This is a genomic window from Cupriavidus sp. BIC8F (genome assembly GCF_032465815.1).
GTDB classification, from domain to species: domain Bacteria; phylum Pseudomonadota; class Gammaproteobacteria; order Burkholderiales; family Burkholderiaceae; genus Cupriavidus; species Cupriavidus necator.
This window is the reverse complement of record NZ_CP136094.1, coordinates 2,252,008-2,271,753: the sequence shown is the minus strand read 5'-3', so window position 1 is coordinate 2,271,753 and position 19,746 is coordinate 2,252,008. Positions and strand designations below refer to the sequence as shown.

Genomic DNA, 19,746 nt, shown 5'->3' with positions numbered 1-19,746 from the left:
GCCGTCGGCTTATTCGTAGAGGGTGCTGACGCTGTCCGGCGACAGTGCCAGCCGCAACGCGGTCAACGCCTCGTCGGAGGGCACCACCTTCCAGTCCGCTCCGAGCATGGTCTCGCACGAAGCCGCCGCAGACTGGTAGTGGATGCGCACCGGCAAACCCTGCCCACCGCTGGCGCGGGCCAGGTGCGGCATCAGCAGTTCGCGCAGCATCCCGGTCGAGGAATTGCCATTCATCGCCAGCCGCACGGCGCTTGCGAACTTGAGGCGCGCGGCCACCAGGTCCATCACCGACTCGGCCGTAAACCTCACCCCACCGGTAAACGTATCGTGCCGCGCATTCCCCGTGGCGATCAGCAGCTCGTCCTCGCGGAACATGTGCCGGTTGGCGTCGAACAGCTCGTTGAACACCGTCATCTCGACCAGCCCGGTGCCGTCGTCGAGCGTCACGATCAGCATCTTGCCGCGCTGGGTCATCTGCGTGCGGACGCCGGAGATCACGCCGGCGATGGTCTTGCCGCGCACGTCGCGGCCGAAGCCGCCGCCGTTGCCCTGCACTTCCTTTTCCAGCGCAGCCAGCGTGCCCTTGTTGAAGCGGCGCACCTCGTCGCGATAGGCATCGAACAGATGGCCTGAGAAGTAGTAGCCAAGCGCCTGCTTCTCTTCCTGCAGCGTGCGCTTGGCGCTCCAGCGCGGCTCATCGAGCAGCTCGGGGCGGTGCGCTTCGCCGGCATCGCCCATCAGGTCGAACAGCGACACCTGGTTGGCGGACTCGGCCTTCTGCTCGGCGGCCTCCATCGCGATCGGCACCGATGCCAGCAACTGGGCGCGGTTGTCGTTCAGGCTGTCGAAGGCGCCGGCACGGATCAGGGCCTCCATGGTGCGGCGGTTGACCTGGCGGCGGTCGACGCGCTCGCAGAAATCGAACAGATCGGTGAACGGGCGCTCTTCGCGCGCGCGCAGGATGTCTTCAATGGCGCCCTGGCCGCTGCCCTTGATGCCGCCCAGGCCATAGCGAATGGTCTTGGAGTCGGTCGGCGCGAAGCGGTATTCGCTGGCGTTGACGTCGGGCGGCAGCACCGCGAGCTTGTTGAGCTTGCAGTCCTCGTAGAGGATCTTGACCTTGTCGGTATCATCCATGGCCAGCGACATGTTGGCTGCCATGAATTCGGCCGGATGGTGGGCCTTGAGCCAGGCGGTGTAGTACGCCAGCAGCGCGTACGCGGCCGCGTGCGACTTGTTGAAGCCGTAGCCCGCGAACTTCTCCATCAGGTCGAAGATGTCGTCGGCCTGCTGCGCGGAGAGACCATTCTTGTCGGCGCCCTCGCGGAACATCACGCGATGCTGGGCCATTTCCTCGGGCTTCTTCTTGCCCATGGCGCGGCGCAGCAGGTCGGCGCCGCCAAGCGAGTAGCCGCCGATGATCTGCGCCATCTGCATCACCTGCTCCTGGTAGACCATGATGCCGTAGGTCTCTTTCAGGACGGGCTCGACGCGCGGATCGGGATACTCCACCTTCTCGCGGCCGTGCTTGCGCGCGCAGAAGCTGGGAATCAGGTCCATCGGGCCCGGGCGGTACAGTGCCACCAGCGCGATGATGTCCTCGAAGCGGTCAGGCTTGGCGTCCTTCAGCATGCCCTGCATGCCGCGGCTTTCCAGCTGGAACACGGCGACCGTGTTGGCCGTCTTGAGGATATCGAAGGCGGGACTGTCGTCGAGCGGGATATGGCTGCAGTTCCAGTCGGCCTTGCTCGGGTCCAGGCGGCGGATATAGCGCTCGGCCCAGTCCAGGATGGTCAGCGTGGTCAGGCCCAGAAAGTCGAACTTGACCAGGCCGGCGGCCTCGACGTCGTCCTTGTCGTACTGGCTGACCACACCGCTCATGCCGTCGTTCTGCGCGCCCTGCGTGTACAGCGGACAGAAGTCGGTCAGCCTGCCGGGCGCGATCAGCACGCCGCCGGCGTGCATGCCGACGTTGCGGGTCATGCCTTCGACGCGCTGTGCCAGCTCCAGCAGCTGGCGCACTTCTTCCTCGTTGTTCTCGCGCTCGGTCAGCAGCGGCTCTTCCTTCTTGGCCTCCTCGATGGTGACCAGCTTGCCCGGCTTGAACGGGATCAGCTTGGCGATGCCATCGACAAAGCCGTAGCCGAGGTCAAGCACGCGACCCACGTCGCGCACCGCGGCCTTGGCCGCCATGGTGCCGAAGGTGGCGATCTGCGATACCGCGTCCTTGCCGTACTTCTCCTTCACGTACGTGATCACGCGATCGCGGCCGTGCTGGCAGAAGTCGATGTCGAAGTCGGGCATCGAGACCCGTTCCGGGTTCAGGAACCGCTCGAACAGCAGTGCGTACTTGAGCGGATCCAGGTCGGTAATGCCGAGCGCATACGCCACCAGCGAACCGGCGCCCGAACCGCGGCCCGGCCCCACCGGCACGCCATTGTTCTTGGCCCAGTTGATAAAGTCCGCCACGATCAGGAAGTAGCCGGGGAAGCCCATCTTGATGATGGTGCCGGTCTCGAACTCCAGCCGTGCGTAGTATTCCGGGCGCTTCGATTCGCGCACCGCCTCGTCGGGGAACAGCACCGCCAGGCGCTTCTCCAGGCCGTCCTTGGCCATGTAGACGAGGTAATCGTCCAGCGACATGCCGTCGGGGGTCGGGAACAGCGGCAGGCGCGGCTTGCCCAGCTCCAGCGTCAGGTTGCAGCGGCGCGCGATCTCGACCGCGTTCTCCAGCGCCGAGGGGATGTCCGCGAACAACGCGCACATCTCGTCCTGGGTCTTGAAGTACTGGTCAGTGGTAAAGCGCCGGGTGCGGCGCGGATTGGCCAGCAGCTCGCCCTCGGCGATGCACACGCGCGCCTCGTGCGCGGTGTAGTCGTCCGGCGTCATGAACTGCACCGGATGCGTGGCCACCACCGGCAGTTGCAGTTCCGCCGCCAGCTGCACGGCCTGCTGCACGTAGGCATCGGTGCCGGCATTGCCGGCGCGCTGCAGTTCAATGTAGAAGCGCTGCGCGAATACCGTGGACCAATGCTGTGCCGCGCGGCGCGCACCGTCGGCATTGCCGTTGGCCAGCGCCATGCCGATATCGCCACCCATTGCGCCCGACAGGGCGATCAGGCCGGTCGCCAGCGGCAGGTCGTCTTCGCCGGGTTCCAGGAACCAGGCCGGATCGATCTCAGCGCGGCCGCGGTGCTGGTTGCCCAGCCACGCGCGCGACAGCAGCATGCACAGGTTCAGGTAGCCGCGGCGATCCTGCACCAGCAGCAGCAGGCGCGACGGCTTGTCGCGGTCCTCGGCGTTGGTGAGCCAGACGTCGGCACCGACCACCGGCTTCACACCGCCGCCGCGCGCCTCCTTGTAGTAACGGATCAGCCCGAAGGCGTTGGCAAGATCTGTCAGGGCGAGCGCGCCCATGCCATCGGCGGCGGCGGCCTTGACGGCGTCTTCCAGGCGGACGATGCCGTCCACGACGGAATATTCGGAATGCAGGCGGAGGTGTACGAAGCGGGGTGCGGACATGGGCGACATTGTACCGGCTCAGCCCGCTGGCATGCCTCCGATATTGCGTGCAGGCGGCCTGGCGCGATGGCCTGGCATAGCTGATCGGAGTGCTGGGGAATGCGCGGCGCCGGCGCCTGCACGCGCTATAATTTCGCCTTTCCAATCAGGCAGTTATCGCAAGCCGTCGGCGCCCTCCCGGACGCGGCCGTGCAGGCGCAGTCTCTCATGCAGATCGTCAATATTTCCGCTTACAAATTCGTCTCGCTGGACGACATCGAGACCCTGCGCCCGGCCATGCGCGAGCGCTGCGAAGCGGCCGGCCTGAAAGGCACGATCCTGCTCGCGCCCGAGGGCATCAACATGTTCCTGGCGGGCCCGCACGCAGCCATCGACGGCTTCATGGCCTGGCTGCATGCCGATGCGCGCTTTGCCGATATCGCACCCAAGGAAAGCCTGTCGGAGCACCAGCCTTTCAAGCGCATGCTGGTGCGTGCCAAGAAGGAAATCATCACCATGAAGATGCCGCTGATCCGCCCCGAGGCGGGCCGTGCACCTTCGGTGCGGCCAGTCGACCTGAAGCGTTGGCTGGACCAGGGGCACGACGACGAGGGCCGTCCGGTGGTGATGCTTGATACGCGCAATGATTTCGAGGTCGCGGTCGGCACTTTCGAGGCGGCGGTCGAATACGACATCGCCAAGTTCAGCGAATTTCCCGAGGCAGTGGCGGCCCACAAGGCGGAGCTGGAAGGCAAGACCGTGGTGTCGTTCTGCACTGGCGGCATCCGCTGCGAGAAGGCGGCGATCCATATGCAGGAAGTCGGCGTCGAGCGCGTGTACCAGCTCGAGGGCGGCATCCTGAAGTATTTCGAGGAGGTCGGCGGCAGCCACTATCGCGGCGACTGCTTCGTCTTTGACTACCGCACCGCGCTGAACCCCAACCTGGAGCCGGCCGGCCCCAAGCAGTGCTTTGCCTGCCGCGCGGTGGTCACGCCGGAGGAGCAGCAAAGCCCGCACTACGTGGTCGGCAAGAGCTGCCCCCACTGCATCTGCAGCAAGGACCAGGCCGCAGCGTAGGAACCCGGCGGCTCAGGCCGCCAGCAGGTGGTAAAGATTGCGCAGCATGCCCGCGGTGGCGCCCCAGATAAAGCGGTGGCCGCCAGTCTCGCGCGGATAGGGCATGGCGTAGAACACCCGTTCGCCGTCGACCCAGCGGAACAGGCGCCGTTCATGGTGGGACGGGTCCATCAGGAACGCGAGCGGCACTTCGAAGACATCGGCAACTTCCGAGGCATCGGGGCGCAGCGTGAAACCGTCACGCACCAGCCCTACCACGGGGCTCACATGGAAACCGGTGCCGGTGATGTAGTCCGGCAGCGCACCCAGCACTTCCACATAGTCGCGCGCCAGCCCCACCTCTTCTTCAGTCTCGCGCAGCGCCGTGTCGATTCGGTTGACATCCCATGACTCCTGCCGCCCGCCCGGGAAGCTGATCTGCCCGGCATGCGCGCTCAGGTTGGCATTGCGCTGCGTCAGCAGCACCGTCAGGCCATCACGGCGCTCCACCAGCGGCACCAGCACGGCGGCGTCGCGCAGCCCGCGGCTGCGGTCATAGACGCGCGATTCATCGGTCAGCTCCGGCGCCCAGGCCGGCGGCACCTGGAAGCGGTGCCGGATAAAGTCCACCTCCAGCCGCGGCGCGCTCAGTGCGCCGTTGCGCAGGTCGGTGTCGATGACGGGGAGGGATTCGGGATCGAAGGCAGGACGCATAACATCGCAAGTATGACAGAAGCGCGCATTCTGGCGCCGCAGCAAAAATGACCGCCGCTTTCAACGTTTGCGCCGCGCCAATGCAAAAAGGGCACCCCGGGGGTGCCCTTCCTGAGGAAACGCTGGCCGGGCTGCCCCGGCCGGCATGCCCAGCTTACTGCGCAGCCTTGGCAGCGACAGCAGCCTTCGACACCAGCTTTTCCTTGATACGTGCGGACTTGCCCGAACGCTGGCGCAGGTAGTACAGCTTCGCGCGACGCACGTCGCCACGACGCTTCACTTCGATGCCGGCGATCAGCGGCGAGTACAGCTGGAACGTACGTTCCACGCCTTCACCCGACGAGATCTTGCGCACGATGAAGGACGAATTCAGGCCGCGGTTGCGCTTGGCAATCACGACGCCTTCGTAGGCCTGCACGCGCTTGCGGGTACCTTCCACCACGTTCACGTTGACGATCACGGTGTCGCCAGGTGCGAATGCGGGGATGGTCTTGTTCGCGGTCAGACGCGCGATCTCTTCCTTCTCGATCTGCTCGATGATGTTCATCGTTTTTTCTCCATTACCATCGTGCCGGCGTTGTATGCCCCAGGCATTGCCCGGGCCCCGGCAGAGGATGGGGTTTTACCTGGCGGGGGTCTCCCCCCGCCCTTCCTTCGCCGCCCATTCCGACAAGAATTTCTCGTCGGCCCGGGTCAGCAAACCTTGTTCGCGAGCGGCCTCGATCAGGTCGGGGCGCTTGCTCGCGGTATTGGCCAGCGCCTGCTGGCGCCGCCATTTCTCGATCTCGGCGTGATGGCCCCCGAGCAGGATGTCGGGGACCCGCACGCCTTCATATTCTTCCGGCCGCGTGTAGTGCGGACAATCCAGCAGGCCGTTGACGAAGCTGTCCTGCACGGCGGACTGCGCATCGCCCAGCACGCCGGGCAAGTGCCGCACCACGGCGTCGATCAGCGCCATCGCCGGCAGCTCGCCGCCCGACAGCACAAAGTCGCCGAGGCTGATTTCCTCGTCCACGCGGCGGTCGATCAGCCGCTGATCGATGGCCTCATACCTGCCGCACAGCAGGACCAGGCCCGGCCGTTCGGCCAGCTCCATCACCCTGGCATGCGACAGCGTCTTGCCCTGCGGCGACATCAGCACCACATGCGGCTTTGGCACGCCGGCCTGCGCCTGCGCCGCCACCGCGGCATCGATCGCGTCATCCAGCGGCTTGGCCAGCATCACCATGCCGGGGCCGCCGCCGTAAGGACGATCATCGATGGTGCGGTAGTTGTCGACCGTGAAATCACGCGGATTCCAGGTGCGCAAGCCATAGCGCTGCTGCTTGGCTGCCCGGCTGGTGATACCCCAGTCGGTCAGCGCGCGAAACATGTCGGGAAACAGCGTGATCACATCGAACTGCATCCGCTCTCTCCCAATCCCAATCCTGCGCCTATCCCGCACCATCGCGGGCACAGGCTCAGTAGTCGAGCCCCCAGTCCACCACGATGCGCCTGCCCGCGGTATCCACCGAGCGCAGGAACGCATCGACAAACGGGATCAGCCGTTCGCCGGCCTTGCCGTCAGGGAGCACGCAGGCCACCTGCAGGATCTGGTGGGCACCGTTGTCGATCAGCCCGGACACCTCGCCCAGCAACTCGCCTTGCTCGTTGCTGACGGTGCAGCCGATCAGGTCGACCCAGTAGAACTCATCTTCTTCCGGCGCGGGAAAATCCGCACGCCGGATCCACACGCGACGGCCCTTGAGCGCTTCCGCAAGATTGCGGTCGGCCACGCCGGACGCTTGCGCCACGACGGTGCCGCTGTGCTCGCGCGACTGCGCGATCTTTACGCACACGGGCTGGGCACGCGACGCGTCGGCCGCCACCAGCCCCGCCTGCGGCGGTGCCAGCAGCCACCAGCGGCGGGCATGCAGCAGGGCCGAAGCATCATCAGCATGCGGCAAGACCTTGATCCAGCCGCGGATGCCGTAGGCAGCGCCGACATAGCCGACCTCAACCAGGTCTTCCGGCAGGGGGTCGGCATACAGGAGCGCCGCGGGCAGTTTGCAAGCCTTTTGCGGCTCGCCCTGGGGCTGAACCAGCGGTCGGTTCAGCGGCCGGGCGGCGCCCTGCTTTCGTTCAGTCACGTGTGCAATAAGAACGCGCCCGGCCGGCCGTAAAAACGGTTCGACGGGGCGCGCTGCAGGCGACTATCAGGCAGCAGCCTTGGCGGCGCCTTGCTTGACCAGGCGGGCAACGGTCGGCGACAGCTGGGCGCCAACGCCTTGCCAGTAGGCCAGGCGGTCTTGCGCCAGGCGCAGGCCTTCTTCACCTTCCGTAGCCAGCGGGTTGTAGAAACCAACGCGCTCAATGAAACGACCATCGCGACGGTTGCGCGAGTCGGTGGCGACGATGTTGAAGAACGGGCGCTTCTTGCTGCCGCCGCGAGCCAGACGGATAACGACCATGGAATGATTCCTCAGAAAACGGGGTGTTCGAGGACGTTCGAACACGAAACGCAAGAGTATAGCCCAATTACCGAGGCCAAACAAACACTTAGGTGAACTTAGGTGATTGACGCGCGCCTGCCGTGCAGGCATCGTGGCAAAAACCGCGACAGGAGGCCCGACATGCGCCCGGCTCTGCACTTCATGGCACGCACCGTGCGGCCTGCGGCGCTGCTCGCCATTGTACTGCTGGCAGGCACCGGGTCCGCGCCGGCTGCCCTGCCGCTGGACCAGGTCCGGCTGCCGCCTGGTTTCCGCATCGAGGTGCTGACACAGGACGTGCCAGGCGCGCGCGCCATGGCGATGTCGCCGTCGGGCACGCTCTTCGTCGGCTCGCGCAGCGAAGGCAAGGTCTACGCGGTGACCGACGCGCTGGGGGCCCGGCCGCGCGTGCGCACGGTCGCCACCGGGCTGCGCATGCCGGCCGGCGTGGCCTTGCACGACGGCAGCCTGTACGCGTCCTCGGTGTCGAAGATCGTGCGGATCGACCATATCGAGGCCAGCCTCGACAAGCCGCCGGCACCAACGGTGGTGAGCGACCGCTTCCCGACGGACGGGCACCACGGCTGGAAATTCATCGCCTTCGGTCCCGACGGCTACCTCTACGTGCCGGTCGGCGCGCCATGCAACATCTGCGCGCCCGACGAGAACCGCTACGCCAACATCATGAAGATGAAGCCCGACGGCAGCGACCTGCAGGTGGTGGCACGCGGCGTGCGCAACACCGTCGGCTTCGACTGGCACCCGACCACGCGCGAACTGTGGTTCACCGACAACGGCCGCGACCGCATGGGCGACGACCTGCCCGACGACGAACTCAACCGCGCCACCGCTGCCGGCCAGCATTTCGGCTACCCGTACTGCCATGCCGGCACGGTTGCCGATCCCGAATACGGCAGCCAGCGCCCCTGCGCCGAGTTCGTGCCGCCGGTGGCCCTGCTGGGCGCGCACGTGGCGGCCCTGGGCATGCGCTTCTACACCGGCACGCAATTCCCGGCGGCCTACCGCAACAACGTCTTCATTGCCGAGCACGGCAGCTGGGACCGTAGCGAGCCGTCCGGCTACCGCGTGGTCCGGGTGGTGCTCGACGATGCCGGCAAGGCGGTGCACCAGGAGGTGTTCGCGCAGGGCTGGCTGCGCGGCGGCAGGCCGTGGGGCCGCCCGGTCGACGTCCTGGTTGCGCCGGACGGTTCGCTGCTGGTCAGCGACGACCTTGCGGGGGCCATTTACCGCATCCGCTACCGGCCCTGAACCCCGCTGAAAACCCCACGGAAAGGGGGGCCGGGTGGCCGAAACAATCCGTTACACCGGTAACGGGATTGGCATAGGCGCCCCGATGGCCCATGCGTACCATGAACCCATCTTCCAACAGCAACACAGCGCGTCAGGAACCTGGGAATCCGCATGCTCACCCGCTCTCTCCTGCGCGACCTGGTGGCTGGCATCCTGGTGGCCTCGGGCCTGGTCGGCGCGGTTGCCGCCAGCCATGCCCAGGTCGCGTTCTGGCAACAAGTACGACCCGATGGCCGGTCCGCACGGATGCAGCCGCAGCCCCGCGACGGCTGGCAGATGGCCAGCGTGCGCGCCGAGAGCCGCGAGCACGTGCAAGCCCAGATCGACCGCATGGAGGCACGTGCCCGTGCCGATGACCGCCTGAGCGGGCGCCGCGCCGCGCTGGCTGGTGCCCGCGACGACAACCGCGGCCGGGGCCAGGAACGCGACAACCCCAATGAAGCCCGCAACGACTCCCGGCCAGGCAACGTCGTCGGCCCCGGCTGGCAGGCACGTGGCCGCGACAATGGCCGATAAAGGTCGCTGCTGACTGCTTTCGGCGCAACCCCGCCCATTGCCGCACGGTCCAACGGTCTTTCGGCTGTTCGCGGAACTCCTCCCCCGCTCCCCCTGTCTCTATTTAAGTGCGTGCCCCGCTTTCAGCGGTGCCACGCACAGGCTGCCGCCCGGCGCTGTCCGGGGCTCACAGCGTGCCGTCCAGTGCAGACGGCAATCGAACTGACCTGCCTCTGCCCGACACCTCCTGCCGGACCCGATCAAGACGGCCCGGGCGCAGCCTCCAGAAAGACAATAACAATAATTCTGTGAGGTTTATCATGTCATCCCTTCTTAGCGACCTGGCCGAACACGCTGGCCAGTTATCGCTGTCAATCCTGTTCATGGGCATCCTGACCCTGGTCCTCTACGGCGAAACCCATATCAGCGAGCACGCGGTGGCCTTCCTGGACGGCCTGCAGTCCGGCTGGCATTAGCGCCATCCTGCGCGTCTTCTGACGCACTTCCCTTTCTTGCGCTGACTGCCGGCGTACAATGTGGGCCGGCCGGTACCCGTGTGCCGCCGCTCCTGTGCCGGTGCATTGCCGGCCCGCAACCGCCGGATATCCGACCATGCCTGCAGCCACGCCAGCCCGCCATGCCTCCACGCTCGCCTCGCCGCCCGCCCGCGGCAAATCGAAGCTGCTGACCGTGGCGCTGGCGTTCCTGTTCGGCAGCCTGGGCGCGCATCGCTTCTACCTGGGTGGCCTGCGCGATCCGTATGGCTGGGTGCACCTGCTGGCGCTGCTGGCGGGCGCGATCGGCGTGGCCTCGATGTCGACCGGCGCGGGCACCCCGGCGCTGAACTGGACCTTCGCCATCGCCGGCGGAGCCTCCGTCATCAGCGCCTTCCTGGCGGCCATCGTCTATGGGCTGCGCCCGGACGACAAGTGGGATGCTCGCTTCAACCAGCACGGCAAACCTACGCGCTCCGGCTGGCCGGTGGTGATCCTGGTGATCCTGTCGCTGCTGATCGGCACCGGCCTGCTGATGGCCGGGCTGGCGATCAGTTTCCAGACCTTCTTCGAATCGCAGGTCGAGGCCGCCCGCGCATTGTCGCAGTAGCGGCAGCGGCGGCATTGGCGCCGTGCATTTCGACCTGCTCGACATTGCCGTCTTCGTCCGCGCCGCGGCGCTGGGCAACCTGTCGGCCGCCGCGCGCGACCTGGGCTTGTCCACCTCCACTGCCAGCGCCCGCCTGGGCCGGCTGGAACAGTCGCTGGGCAGCCGCCTGCTGCATCGCACCACACGGCGGCTGGCACTCACCGCCGACGGCGAACGCTTCCTGCCGCATGCGGAGCAGTTGCTTGCCACCGCGGATCTGGCCAGCGAATCGGTCGGCACCAGCGCCGAGCACCCGCGCGGGCAGTTGCGCGTGACCGCGCCGGCGTCCTTCGGGCGCCAGCATGTCTCGCCGGCGCTGCCCGAATTCCTTGCCGCCTATCCCGACATCGCGCTTGACCTGCGCCTGACCGACCAGGTGATAGGACTGGTCGATGCCGGCATCGACGTGGCGCTGCGCATGGGCGTGCTGCCCGATTCCACGCTGGTGGCACGCGCGCTCGCCCCCAGCCACCGCGTGATCTGCGCTTCACCCGCCTACCTGCAGCGCCATGGCGTGCCGCGCCACCCGGACGACCTGCGCCAGCACAACTGCGTGGTGCTGGCCGACCAGTCGGCGTGGCGCTTCAATACGCCGCTGGGCGAGACCGTGGTGAACGTGCGCGGCAACCTGCGCGTGGATAACGGCGAAGTGCTGCGCGACGCGGTGGTGGCCGGCGTCGGCATCTCGCTCAAATCGACCTGGGATGTGGGTCCGCTGTTGCGCAGCGGTGCGCTGGTGACAGTGCTGGATGAATACCCGGTGGTGCCGGCAGTGTCGATCTGGGCAGTGTTTCCCAGCCGGCACCTGGTACCGCCCAAGACACGCGCCTTCGTGGACTTCTTCGCCGAGCGCTTCAGCAACCCGCCCTATTGGGACCGGCCCGATACCTAGAGCGCACTGCACGCTTGCGCACGATCAAGGCCGGCGTAAACGGCAGCACCCCTTTCCGCCAATTCGCCCATACTGGTAAAGCCGTCCGATTCCGGCGGCGTCACGCGCGGCGGGGCCACGCCCTGGCGCAAAGGAGCAAGCATCGACATGCCAACCTATGAGGAAGGACGCCTGGCGGCGATCGCTGTCAGGCTGGCGCTGTCCTCGGGACTGCCGCCATCGAGCGCGAAGGCCGCGCTGGAACTCGCCAGCAGCATGATCGGCGACCAGCTCGCAACCGAGCGCGCTCAGAAGACTCAGAACAGCGAACCCTGCGGATCGTCCTTGCCGCGGCCCCTCCTGACTGGCGGGCGGAAACGCGACGTATCCAGCTCGAAACGGTTGTAACGGAACCCTAGCCGTTCGGCGGCCTTGTAGAAACGCTGGCGCAGCAAGTCCGCCCACACGCCCGTACCGCGCATGCGCGAGGCAAAGCTGGCATCGTAAGCTTTGCCCTCGCGCATGTCGCGCACGCGGTTCATCACCCGTTCCGCGCGGTCGGGAAAATGCGCCAGCAGCCATTCCTCGAACAGCGGCCGCACTTCCCAGGGCAGCCGCAGCACGATGTAGTTTGCATAGACGGCGCCCGCTTCGTGCGCCGCTTCCAATACACGCTCCAGGTCGGGCTCGGTGATGAACGGAATCACCGGGGCGATGCTCACACCCACCGGGATGCCCGCGTCGGTCAGCGTGCGGATGGTGCGCAGCCGGCGCGACGGCGTGGCCGCGCGCGGTTCCAGCGTGCGCGCGATGCCGGCGTCCAGCGTGGTGATGGTGACCGCCGCCACCGCCAGCCGCTGCGCCGCCATCGGCGCGAGCAGGTCGATATCGCGCTCGATCAGCGACGACTTGGTAATCAGCGCCACCGGGTGGTCGCACTCGCTCAGGACCTCCAGCACGCCGCGCGTGATGCGCTGCTCGCGCTCGATCGGCTGGTAGGCGTCGGTGTTGACGCCCAGCGCGATGGTCTCGCAGCGGTACGACGGCCGTGCCAGCGCCTCGCGCAGCCGCTCGGCGGCGTTGGTCTTGGCATAAAGCTGCGTTTCAAAGTCCAGCCCCGGCGACAGGTCCAGGTAGGCGTGCGTCGGCCGGGCGAAGCAGTAGATGCAGCCGTGCTCGCAACCGCGGTAGGGGTTGAGCGAGATATCGAACGGGATGTCCGGCGATGCATTGCGCGTCAGGACCGAACGGGCGCGCTCGATATGGACTTCCGTGCGCAGTGGCGGCAGCGGGGCGGCTTCCGGCGACGGGGCGGCCTCGATGGTACGCGGTGCCTCTTCCGGTGCACTGCCCCAGCCATCGTCGAACGCTTCGCGCAGATCGCGCTCGAAACGCCCCTGCAGGTTGCTCACGGCGCCCCGCCCCTTGCGCGCCAGGGGCGGCCGCGAGCCTGCCTGCGGCGCGAGCGCGTCCGGGTCGGCATCGGGCCGCATCGGGCGGCTGCTGGCGGGCTTGGGTTTCTGCGGGGAGCGCTCCATGCTGGCCTTGGTCACACTGCCTGGCCCTTCTCCTCGACGGAAATCGCCAGTGTCTCCTTGATCTCTTCCATCACCACATAGCTCTTCGACTGCGCCGCGCCGGGCAGCTGCAGCAGGATATCGCCCAGCAGCCGGCGGTATTCGCCGATCTCGCGGATGCGCGCCTTGATCAGGTAGTCGAAATCGCCCGAGACCAGGTGGCATTCCAGCACTTCCGGGATGCGCAGCACCTCGCGCCGGAACTGCTCGAACATATTGCCCGACTTGTTGCCCAGCGAGATCTCGACGAACACCAGCAGCGCGCTGCCTAGCAGCGCCGGGTTCAGCCGTGCGTAGTAGCCCATGATGACACCATCGCGCTCCAGGCGCTTGACGCGCTCGATGCAGGGCGTAATGGTCAGCCCGACCGCTTCGGCCAGGTCTTTCATCGACATCCTGCCGTCGCTTTGCAGCGCCATCAGGATCTTGCGGTCGAGCCGGTCGAGGGTGCGCATGGGCTGGCGACTCGTTCTCATGAGTTTTTCCTGTTTTCCTGAGAAATTCGATAACAATGACTGGATTGGATTCAATAGTATAGAGATAAATCCTCTATCAACTTGTCATCGCAGTTGGAGCCCCCGGACATGCGCGTTCTCGTACTTGGCAGTGGCGTTATTGGCGTCACCAGTGCGTGGTACCTGGCCAAGGCCGGTCACGAAGTGACCGTCGTCGACCGCGAGGCTGGTCCCGCGCTCGGCACCAGCTTTGCCAACGCGGGGCAGATCTCGCCCGGCTATGCGTCGCCGTGGGCCGCGCCCGGCGTGCCGCTCAAGGCGATCAAGTGGATGTTCCAGGAACACGCGCCGCTCAGCATCCGTCCGGACGGCACCCTCTTCCAGCTGCAATGGATGTGGCAGATGCTGCTGAACTGCAGCGCAGGGCGCTACGCCGTCAACAAGGAGCGCATGGTGCGGCTGGCCGAATACAGCCGCGACTGCATCCGCGCACTGCGCGCGGAAACCGGCATCGCTTACGAAGGCCGCCAGCAAGGCACGCTGCAGGTGTTCCGCACCGAAGAGCAGCTGCAAGGCGCGGCCAAGGACATCGCCGTGCTGGAAGAAGCCGGGGTGCCCTACCAGTTGCTTTCGCGCGAGGAACTCGCCGCGAGCGAACCGGCGCTGGCCGCCGTCCGCCACAAGCTGGCCGGCGGCCTGCGCCTCCCCAACGATGAAACCGGTGACTGCCAGCTGTTTACCCAGCACCTGGCAGACATGGCCGAGGCGATTGGGGTCAAGTTCCTGTACAACCGCTCGATCGACAGCCTGATGACCCAGGGCGACGCCGTCACCGGCGCCGTGGTCAACGGCGAGCCGATGGCCGCGGACCTGGTGGTGGTGGCGCTGGGCAGCTGGTCGACCCAGCTGGTCAAGCCGTTCCTGTCGGGCATGTCCAATCTGCCGGTCTACCCGCTCAAGGGCTTCTCGATCACGGTGCCGATGACCGATGCCTCGCGCAGCCCGGTTTCCACGGTGCTGGACGAGACCTACAAGGTCGCCATCACCCGCTTCGAAGACCGCATCCGCGTGGGCGGCATGGCGCAGATCGTCGGCTATGACCGCAGCCTCGATCCGGCCAAGCGCCGCACGCTCGAACACGTGGTGACCGACCTGTTCCCGGGCGCCGGTGATGTCAGCCAGGCCACCTTCTGGACCGGCCTGCGCCCGATGACCCCGGACGGCACGCCCATCGTCGGCCCGACCCAGGTGCGCGGCCTGTGGCTGAACACCGGCCACGGCACGCTGGGCTGGACCATGGCCTGCGGCTCGGGCAAGCTGCTGTCGGACCTGGTCTCGGGCAAGTCGCCCGCGATCCGCGCCGACGACCTGTCGGTTGGCCGCTACCTGAAGCCGGCGCGCCAGCATCTGGCGCCGCGCCCGGCTGCCGCCTGACCCAGGCATAGCAAAAAGGGCGACCCCGAAAGGGTCGCCCTTTTTACGTCTGCGCTCAGCGCTTGCCGATCAGAACTGCTCGGCGGTCAGCGCATTGACCGGCGCCCCGCCGCTGACGACGGCATCACGCAATGCCGACGCCTGCGACAGAATGTGCTCGGCGAAGAAATGCGCGGTCGCGATCTTGGCATCGTGGAAGGCAGGATCCTCGGCGCGCTTGGCATCGGCAGCCAGCATCGCACGGCCGAACTGCCAGCCGGAGAACACGATACCGCACAGCTTCAGGTAAGGCACGCTGCCGGCAAAGACGGCGTTCGGGTCCGACTTGGCTTTGGCCACGACAAATGCCACTACGTCTTCCAGCGCCGCGCGGCCCTTGGCCAGTTGCGCCTGCACCGCGGTGAACGCGGCGCAGCCATGCTTGCCCAGCGCGGCCTCGGTCTCGGCGATCTGCGCGCAGATCGCGCGCGCGACGGCGCCGCCGTCGCGCATGGTCTTGCGGCCGATCAGGTCGTTGGCCTGGATCGCGGTAGTGCCTTCGTAGATCGGCAGGATGCGCGCATCGCGGTAGTGCTGCGCCGCACCGGTCTCCTCAATAAAGCCCATGCCGCCGTGCACCTGCACGCCCAGGCTGGTAGCATCGATCGACAGCTCGGTGCTCCAGCCCTTCACCACCGGCACCAGGAACTCATAGAAGGCCTGGTTCTGCCTGCGCACGGCCTCGTCGGGATGCTGGTGCGCCGCGTCGCTGGCGGCCGCGGCCACGTAGGCCACGGCGCGTGCGCCTTCGGTCAGCGCGCGCATGGTCATCAGCATGCGCTTGACGTCCGGGTGGTGGATGATGGTCACCGCCTCGCGCGCCGAACCATCGACCGGGCGACTCTGCACGCGCTCGCGCGCAAAGGCCACCGCCTGCTGGTAGGCGCGTTCGGACACTGCGATGCCCTGCATGCCGACCGAGAAGCGTGCCGAGTTCATCATGATGAACATGTACTCGAGGCCACGGTTCTCCTCGCCGACCAGCGTGCCGATGGCGCCGCCATGGTCGCCAAACTGCAGCACGGCCGTGGGGCTCGCCTTGATGCCCAGCTTGTGCTCGATCGACACGCAATGCACGTCGTTGCGCTCACCGGTGCTGCCGTCGGCGTTGACCATGAACTTCGGCACGATGAACAGCGAGATGCCCTTGACGCCCTCGGGCGCGGTGGGCGTGCGGGCCAGCACGAGATGGACGATGTTCTTCGCCATGTCGTGCTCGCCGTAGGTGATGAAGATCTTGGTGCCGAACACCTTGTAGGTGCCGTCGCCCTGCGGCTCGGCGCGGGTGCGCACCGCGGCCAGGTCCGAGCCGGCCTGCGGCTCGGTCAGGTTCATGGTGCCGGTCCACTCGCCCGAGATCAGCTTCGGCAGGAAGGCGGCCTTCTGGTCATCCGTGCCGGCCGTCAGCAGCGCCTCGATGGCACCATCGGTCAGCAGCGGGCACAGCGCGAACGACAGGTTCGCGCTGTTCAGCATCTCGTTGCAGGCGGTGGCGATCAGCTTGGGCAGGCCCTGGCCGCCAAACTCCTGCGGATGCAGCACGCCCTGCCAGCCGCCCTCGCCAAACTGGCGGAATACTTCCTTGAAGCCGGGCGTGGTGGTGACCACGCCGTCCTTCCAGCTGCTCGGGTCCAGGTCGCCGGCGCGGTTCAGCGGCGCGACCACCTGCTCGTTGAACTTGGCAGCCTCGTCCAGCACGGCCTCGGCCGTTTCCGGCGTGGCTTCTTCGAAGCCCGGCAGTTTGCTGACGGCCTCAAGCCCGGCCAGCTCGTTCATGACGAACAGCATGTCCTTGATCGGCGCACGGTAAGTCATCGATGTCTCCCAACATGTATGAAAAAGCCGTTCGCGGGTTACCCCCGGAACGGCTCGTACTTGCTACCCGTGCCGGCCGCCGGGCGGCCGGCGAGGCATCAGCCCAGTGCTGCCACCAGCTCCGGCACCACGGTGTTCAGGTCGCCGACCAGGCCGTAGTCGGCCACGGAGAAGATCGGGGCTTCGGCATCCTTGTTGATCGCGACGATCACCTTGGAGTCCTTCATGCCGGCCAGATGCTGGATCGCGCCGGAGATACCGACGGCGATGTACAGCTGCGGCGCGACGATCTTGCCGGTCTGGCCGACCTGGTAGTCGTTCGGCACGAAGCCGGCGTCCACGGCGGCGCGCGAGGCACCCAGCGCGGCGCCCAGCTTGTCGGCCAGCGGCGTCAGCACCTTGGTGTAGTTCTCACCCGAACCCACGCCACGGCCACCCGAGACGATGATCTTGGCGGCGGTCAGTTCCGGACGGTCGCTCTTGGCCACTTCGCGCGAAACAAACTGCGAAACACCCGCGTCGGCCACGGCCGGCAGGGTCTCGACGGCAGCCGAGCCACCTTCGGCGGCAGCGGCGTCAAAGGCGGTGCCGCGCACGGTGATGACCTTGATCTTGTCTTCCGACTTGACCGTGGCGATGGCGTTGCCGGCGTAGATCGGGCGCTCGAACGTGTCCGGGGCGTCGACCTTGGAGATTTCCGAGATCTGGGCCACGTCCAGCTTGGCAGCCACGCGCGGCAGGATGTTCTTGCCGTACGGGGTGGCCGGAGCCAGGATGTGCGAGTAGTCGTTGGCAATGGCCAGAGCCTGCTCGGCCACGTTCTCGGCCAGGCCGTCACCGAAGTACGGTGCGTCGGCCAGCAGGACCTTGGTCACGCCGGCGATCTTGGCGGCGGCGTCGGCCGCGGCCTTGGCGTTGGAACCAGCCACCAGCACGTGCACGTCGCCGCCGCACTGGGCAGCGGCGGTCACGGTGTTCAGCGTGGCGGCCTTGATCGATTGATTGTCGTGTTCAGCAATGACGAGTGCAGTCATGTTATTTCTCCCCCGCGCTCAGATAACCTTGGCTTCGTTCTTCAGCTTCTGCACCAGCGTCGCGACGTCCGGCACCATCACACCCGCGCTGCGCTTGGCAGGCTCGACCACCTTCAGGGTCGACAGGCGCGGCTTGACGTCGACGCCGAGCTCTTCCGGCTTGACGGTATCGAGCTGCTTCTTCTTGGCCTTCATGATGTTGGGCAGCGTGACATAGCGCGGCTCGTTCAGGCGCAGGTCGGTCGTGACCACGGCCGGCAGCTTGAGCGACAGCGTTTCCAGGCCGCCATCGACTTCACGCGTCACCGAGGCCTTGCCGTCGGCAACCACCACCTTGGAGGCGAACGTGGCTTGCGGCAGGCCAGCCAGCGCGGCCACCATCTGGCCGGTCTGGTTGGAGTCATCGTCGATGGCCTGCTTGCCCAGGATCACCAGTTGCGGCTGTTCCTTGTCGATCAGCGCCTTCAGCAGCTTGGCCACGGCCAGCGGTTGCAGGTCTTCGTTCGATTCCACCAGGATGCCGCGGTCGGCACCGATGGCCATCGCGGTGCGCAGGGTTTCCTGGCACTGCGTGACACCGCACGAGACGGCGATCACTTCGGTGGCAACGCCGGCTTCCTTCAGGCGCACGGCCTCTTCCACGGCGATTTCGTCGAAGGGGTTCATGCTCATCTTCACGTTGGCCAGATCGACGCCACTGCCGTCCGCCTTGACGCGGACCTTGACGTTGTAATCCACCACCCGCTTGACTGCGACGAGTACTTTCATGCGCTCACTCCACTGATAGCTGATAGTCAGAAATTTTGTTCGCTCGTCATTATAACCACCGGGTTGGCGGCTCTCCTGTTTTTCGAACGATCGTACTATTTTATCGGCAAAATGATGCCGGGCATAGCCCGGCAGATCCCAGCCGTCCAGCGATTGTGCCGCAAACCGGGGCTTGCGGGCATCGTCTGATTGGATGAAAACCTCAAAGTGACGTCGGGCTTACCAAGCGGTAATGACCGAGTCCTTGAAGGTCGATGTGACGTATTGCTTGATTTCCGGCGAGTGGTAGGCCTTCACCAGCTTGGCCACCCAGGGCTTGCTCTTGTCGGCCTCGCGGATCGCGATCAGGTTGGCGTACGGACCCTTCGGGCCTTCGATGGCGATGGCGTCCTTGACGGGCGACAGGCCGGCCGATTCCGCGTAGTTGCCGTTGATGGCGGCGGCATCCAGGTCATCCAGCGAGCGCGGCAGCTGCGCGGCGTCCAGCTCGACGATGCGGATCTTCTTCGGGTTCTCGACGATGTCCAGCGGCGTGGCCTTCAGGCCGGCATCGGGCTTGAGCTTGATCACGCCCTTGCTCTGCAGCAGCAACAGGCCGCGCCCGCCGTTGGTGGGATCGTTGGGCACACCCACGCGCGCGCCCTGCTTGAGCTGGTCGAGCGACTTGATCTTCTTGGAGTACACGCCCATCGGGAAGGTCACCGTATAGGCGATATGCGTGAACTTGTAGCCGCGGTCCTTGATCTGGGCTTCCAGGTACGGCAGGTGCTGGTAGCTGTTGGCGTCCAGGTCGCCCGCGGCCAGCGCGGCGTTGGGCTGGATGTAGTCGCTGAACTCGACCACCTGGATGTTCAGGCCGTCCTTGGCGGCGACCTTCTTCACCTGTTCCATGATCTGGGCGTGCGGGCCGCCGGTCACGCCGATCTTGATCGGCTTTTCCTGGGCGACGGCGCCCGTTGCCAGCGTTGCGCCGAGCGCGGCGCCGAGAATCCATTGCAGCAGGTTGCGACGTTGCATGATATGCGTTCCTGTTTCAGAAAATAATTGGCTTGGCGTTGGCTG

General features: G+C 66.4%; 19 protein-coding genes. 7 read left to right on the top strand and 12 right to left on the bottom strand.

Annotated features, from left to right (window positions below; genetic code table 11):
* Window positions 1-9: 9 nt before the first annotated feature.
* On the bottom strand, window positions 10-3,522 hold the full coding sequence (gene dnaE / locus RS901_RS10595; protein WP_316148727.1) for a DNA polymerase III subunit alpha: 3,513 nt from the start codon (window positions 3,520-3,522) through the stop codon (window positions 10-12).
* A 207-nt stretch (window positions 3,523-3,729) separates the two neighbouring features.
* Here dnaE and RS901_RS10590 point away from each other — a divergent pair, with 207 nt between their 5' ends.
* Entirely contained in the window at window positions 3,730-4,578 is an 849-nt protein-coding gene (locus RS901_RS10590) for a sulfurtransferase (protein ID WP_316148726.1), read from the top strand.
* A 12-nt stretch (window positions 4,579-4,590) separates the two neighbouring features.
* On the opposite strand, the gene RS901_RS10585 is transcribed toward RS901_RS10590, so the two are convergent.
* The 5 genes from RS901_RS10585 to rpsP all read right to left on the bottom strand — a co-directional run bounded on the left by RS901_RS10585 (window position 4,591) and on the right by rpsP (window position 7,721).
* Window positions 4,591-5,271, bottom strand: coding sequence for a CoA pyrophosphatase (locus RS901_RS10585; protein ID WP_018312408.1), 681 nt, complete (start codon window positions 5,269-5,271; stop codon window positions 4,591-4,593).
* A gap of 154 nt (window positions 5,272-5,425) precedes the next feature.
* A complete protein-coding gene (rplS, locus tag RS901_RS10580; RefSeq protein ID WP_013955882.1) occupies window positions 5,426-5,818 on the bottom strand; it encodes a 50S ribosomal protein L19 in 393 nt (130 codons plus the stop codon).
* A gap of 75 nt (window positions 5,819-5,893) precedes the next feature.
* Window positions 5,894-6,676: a tRNA (guanosine(37)-N1)-methyltransferase TrmD gene (gene trmD / locus RS901_RS10575; RefSeq protein ID WP_316148724.1), complete on the bottom strand. Its 783-nt coding sequence runs from the start codon at window positions 6,674-6,676 to the stop codon at window positions 5,894-5,896.
* A 55-nt stretch (window positions 6,677-6,731) separates the two neighbouring features.
* The gene (gene rimM, locus RS901_RS10570) at window positions 6,732-7,355 is read right to left on the bottom strand and encodes a ribosome maturation factor RimM (protein ID WP_316153460.1); all 624 of its coding nucleotides are present in this window, start codon (window positions 7,353-7,355) and stop codon (window positions 6,732-6,734) included.
* 111 nt (window positions 7,356-7,466) lie between these two features.
* Window positions 7,467-7,721 carry a 30S ribosomal protein S16 gene (gene rpsP / locus RS901_RS10565; protein WP_010812927.1) on the bottom strand — a complete coding sequence of 85 codons (255 nt, stop codon included), beginning with the start codon at window positions 7,719-7,721 and terminating at the stop codon, window positions 7,467-7,469.
* Window positions 7,722-7,883: 162 nt separating this feature from the next.
* On the opposite strand from rpsP, the gene RS901_RS10560 reads away from it, so the two are divergent.
* The 5 genes from RS901_RS10560 to RS901_RS10540 all read left to right on the top strand — a co-directional run bounded on the left by RS901_RS10560 (window position 7,884) and on the right by RS901_RS10540 (window position 11,583).
* Complete coding sequence (locus RS901_RS10560; RefSeq protein ID WP_316148723.1) at window positions 7,884-9,011, top strand: sorbosone dehydrogenase family protein; 1,128 nt, start codon at window positions 7,884-7,886, stop codon at window positions 9,009-9,011.
* Window positions 9,012-9,164: 153 nt separating this feature from the next.
* Window positions 9,165-9,569: a hypothetical protein gene (locus RS901_RS10555; protein WP_316148722.1), complete on the top strand. Its 405-nt coding sequence runs from the start codon at window positions 9,165-9,167 to the stop codon at window positions 9,567-9,569.
* Between the two features lie 299 nt (window positions 9,570-9,868).
* Window positions 9,869-10,024: a hypothetical protein gene (locus RS901_RS10550; RefSeq protein WP_013955876.1), complete on the top strand. Its 156-nt coding sequence runs from the start codon at window positions 9,869-9,871 to the stop codon at window positions 10,022-10,024.
* A gap of 136 nt (window positions 10,025-10,160) precedes the next feature.
* On the top strand, window positions 10,161-10,652 hold the full coding sequence (locus RS901_RS10545) for an NINE protein (protein ID WP_316148721.1): 492 nt from the start codon (window positions 10,161-10,163) through the stop codon (window positions 10,650-10,652).
* 22 nt (window positions 10,653-10,674) lie between these two features.
* The gene (locus RS901_RS10540; protein WP_316148720.1) at window positions 10,675-11,583 is read left to right on the top strand and encodes a LysR family transcriptional regulator; all 909 of its coding nucleotides are present in this window, start codon (window positions 10,675-10,677) and stop codon (window positions 11,581-11,583) included.
* A 296-nt stretch (window positions 11,584-11,879) separates the two neighbouring features.
* Here the strand turns inward: RS901_RS10540 and RS901_RS10535 are convergent, their stop codons facing one another.
* Window positions 11,880-13,055, bottom strand: a complete 1,176-nt coding sequence (locus RS901_RS10535) for a PA0069 family radical SAM protein (RefSeq protein WP_316153458.1) — start codon at window positions 13,053-13,055, stop codon at window positions 11,880-11,882.
* Between the two features lie 56 nt (window positions 13,056-13,111).
* The gene (locus RS901_RS10530) at window positions 13,112-13,615 is read right to left on the bottom strand and encodes an Lrp/AsnC ligand binding domain-containing protein (protein ID WP_316148718.1); all 504 of its coding nucleotides are present in this window, start codon (window positions 13,613-13,615) and stop codon (window positions 13,112-13,114) included.
* A 108-nt stretch (window positions 13,616-13,723) separates the two neighbouring features.
* Here RS901_RS10530 and RS901_RS10525 point away from each other — a divergent pair, with 108 nt between their 5' ends.
* On the top strand, window positions 13,724-15,028 hold the full coding sequence (locus RS901_RS10525) for a D-amino acid dehydrogenase (protein WP_316148717.1): 1,305 nt from the start codon (window positions 13,724-13,726) through the stop codon (window positions 15,026-15,028).
* Window positions 15,029-15,097: 69 nt separating this feature from the next.
* On the opposite strand, the gene RS901_RS10520 is transcribed toward RS901_RS10525, so the two are convergent.
* From RS901_RS10520 to RS901_RS10505, 4 genes are all read right to left on the bottom strand, one after another.
* Window positions 15,098-16,882 carry an acyl-CoA dehydrogenase gene (locus tag RS901_RS10520; RefSeq protein WP_316148716.1) on the bottom strand — a complete coding sequence of 595 codons (1,785 nt, stop codon included), beginning with the start codon at window positions 16,880-16,882 and terminating at the stop codon, window positions 15,098-15,100.
* A gap of 98 nt (window positions 16,883-16,980) precedes the next feature.
* Window positions 16,981-17,916, bottom strand: a complete 936-nt coding sequence (locus RS901_RS10515) for an electron transfer flavoprotein subunit alpha/FixB family protein (RefSeq protein ID WP_013955866.1) — start codon at window positions 17,914-17,916, stop codon at window positions 16,981-16,983.
* 18 nt (window positions 17,917-17,934) lie between these two features.
* Window positions 17,935-18,684, bottom strand: a complete 750-nt coding sequence (locus RS901_RS10510; RefSeq protein ID WP_316148714.1) for an electron transfer flavoprotein subunit beta/FixA family protein — start codon at window positions 18,682-18,684, stop codon at window positions 17,935-17,937.
* 219 nt (window positions 18,685-18,903) lie between these two features.
* The gene (locus tag RS901_RS10505) at window positions 18,904-19,701 is read right to left on the bottom strand and encodes a MetQ/NlpA family ABC transporter substrate-binding protein (protein ID WP_316148713.1); all 798 of its coding nucleotides are present in this window, start codon (window positions 19,699-19,701) and stop codon (window positions 18,904-18,906) included.
* Window positions 19,702-19,746: the final 45 nt, after the last annotated feature.

Bases quoted from the DNA above. Each gene is read 5' to 3' on its own strand.
- RS901_RS10585 (WP_018312408.1), bottom strand. From the start codon at position 5,271: ATGCGTCCTGCCTTCGATCCCGAATCCCTCCCCGTCATCGACACCGAC.
- RS901_RS10505 (WP_316148713.1), bottom strand. From the start codon at position 19,701: ATGCAACGTCGCAACCTGCTGCAATGGATTCTCGGCGCCGCGCTCGGC.
- RS901_RS10535 (WP_316153458.1), bottom strand. From the start codon at position 13,055: ATGCGGCCCGATGCCGACCCGGACGCGCTCGCGCCGCAGGCAGGCTCG.
- RS901_RS10590 (WP_316148726.1), top strand. From the start codon at position 3,730: ATGCAGATCGTCAATATTTCCGCTTACAAATTCGTCTCGCTGGACGAC.
- RS901_RS10510 (WP_316148714.1), bottom strand. From the start codon at position 18,684: ATGAAAGTACTCGTCGCAGTCAAGCGGGTGGTGGATTACAACGTCAAG.
- dnaE (WP_316148727.1), bottom strand. From the start codon at position 3,522: ATGTCCGCACCCCGCTTCGTACACCTCCGCCTGCATTCCGAATATTCC.
- RS901_RS10525 (WP_316148717.1), top strand. From the start codon at position 13,724: ATGCGCGTTCTCGTACTTGGCAGTGGCGTTATTGGCGTCACCAGTGCG.
- rpsP (WP_010812927.1), bottom strand. From the start codon at position 7,721: ATGGTCGTTATCCGTCTGGCTCGCGGCGGCAGCAAGAAGCGCCCGTTC.
- RS901_RS10550 (WP_013955876.1), top strand. From the start codon at position 9,869: ATGTCATCCCTTCTTAGCGACCTGGCCGAACACGCTGGCCAGTTATCG.
- rplS (WP_013955882.1), bottom strand. From the start codon at position 5,818: ATGAACATCATCGAGCAGATCGAGAAGGAAGAGATCGCGCGTCTGACC.
- RS901_RS10555 (WP_316148722.1), top strand. From the start codon at position 9,165: ATGCTCACCCGCTCTCTCCTGCGCGACCTGGTGGCTGGCATCCTGGTG.
- RS901_RS10520 (WP_316148716.1), bottom strand. From the start codon at position 16,882: ATGACTTACCGTGCGCCGATCAAGGACATGCTGTTCGTCATGAACGAG.
- trmD (WP_316148724.1), bottom strand. From the start codon at position 6,676: ATGCAGTTCGATGTGATCACGCTGTTTCCCGACATGTTTCGCGCGCTG.
- RS901_RS10530 (WP_316148718.1), bottom strand. From the start codon at position 13,615: ATGAGAACGAGTCGCCAGCCCATGCGCACCCTCGACCGGCTCGACCGC.
- RS901_RS10515 (WP_013955866.1), bottom strand. From the start codon at position 17,916: ATGACTGCACTCGTCATTGCTGAACACGACAATCAATCGATCAAGGCC.
- RS901_RS10560 (WP_316148723.1), top strand. From the start codon at position 7,884: ATGCGCCCGGCTCTGCACTTCATGGCACGCACCGTGCGGCCTGCGGCG.
- RS901_RS10545 (WP_316148721.1), top strand. From the start codon at position 10,161: ATGCCTGCAGCCACGCCAGCCCGCCATGCCTCCACGCTCGCCTCGCCG.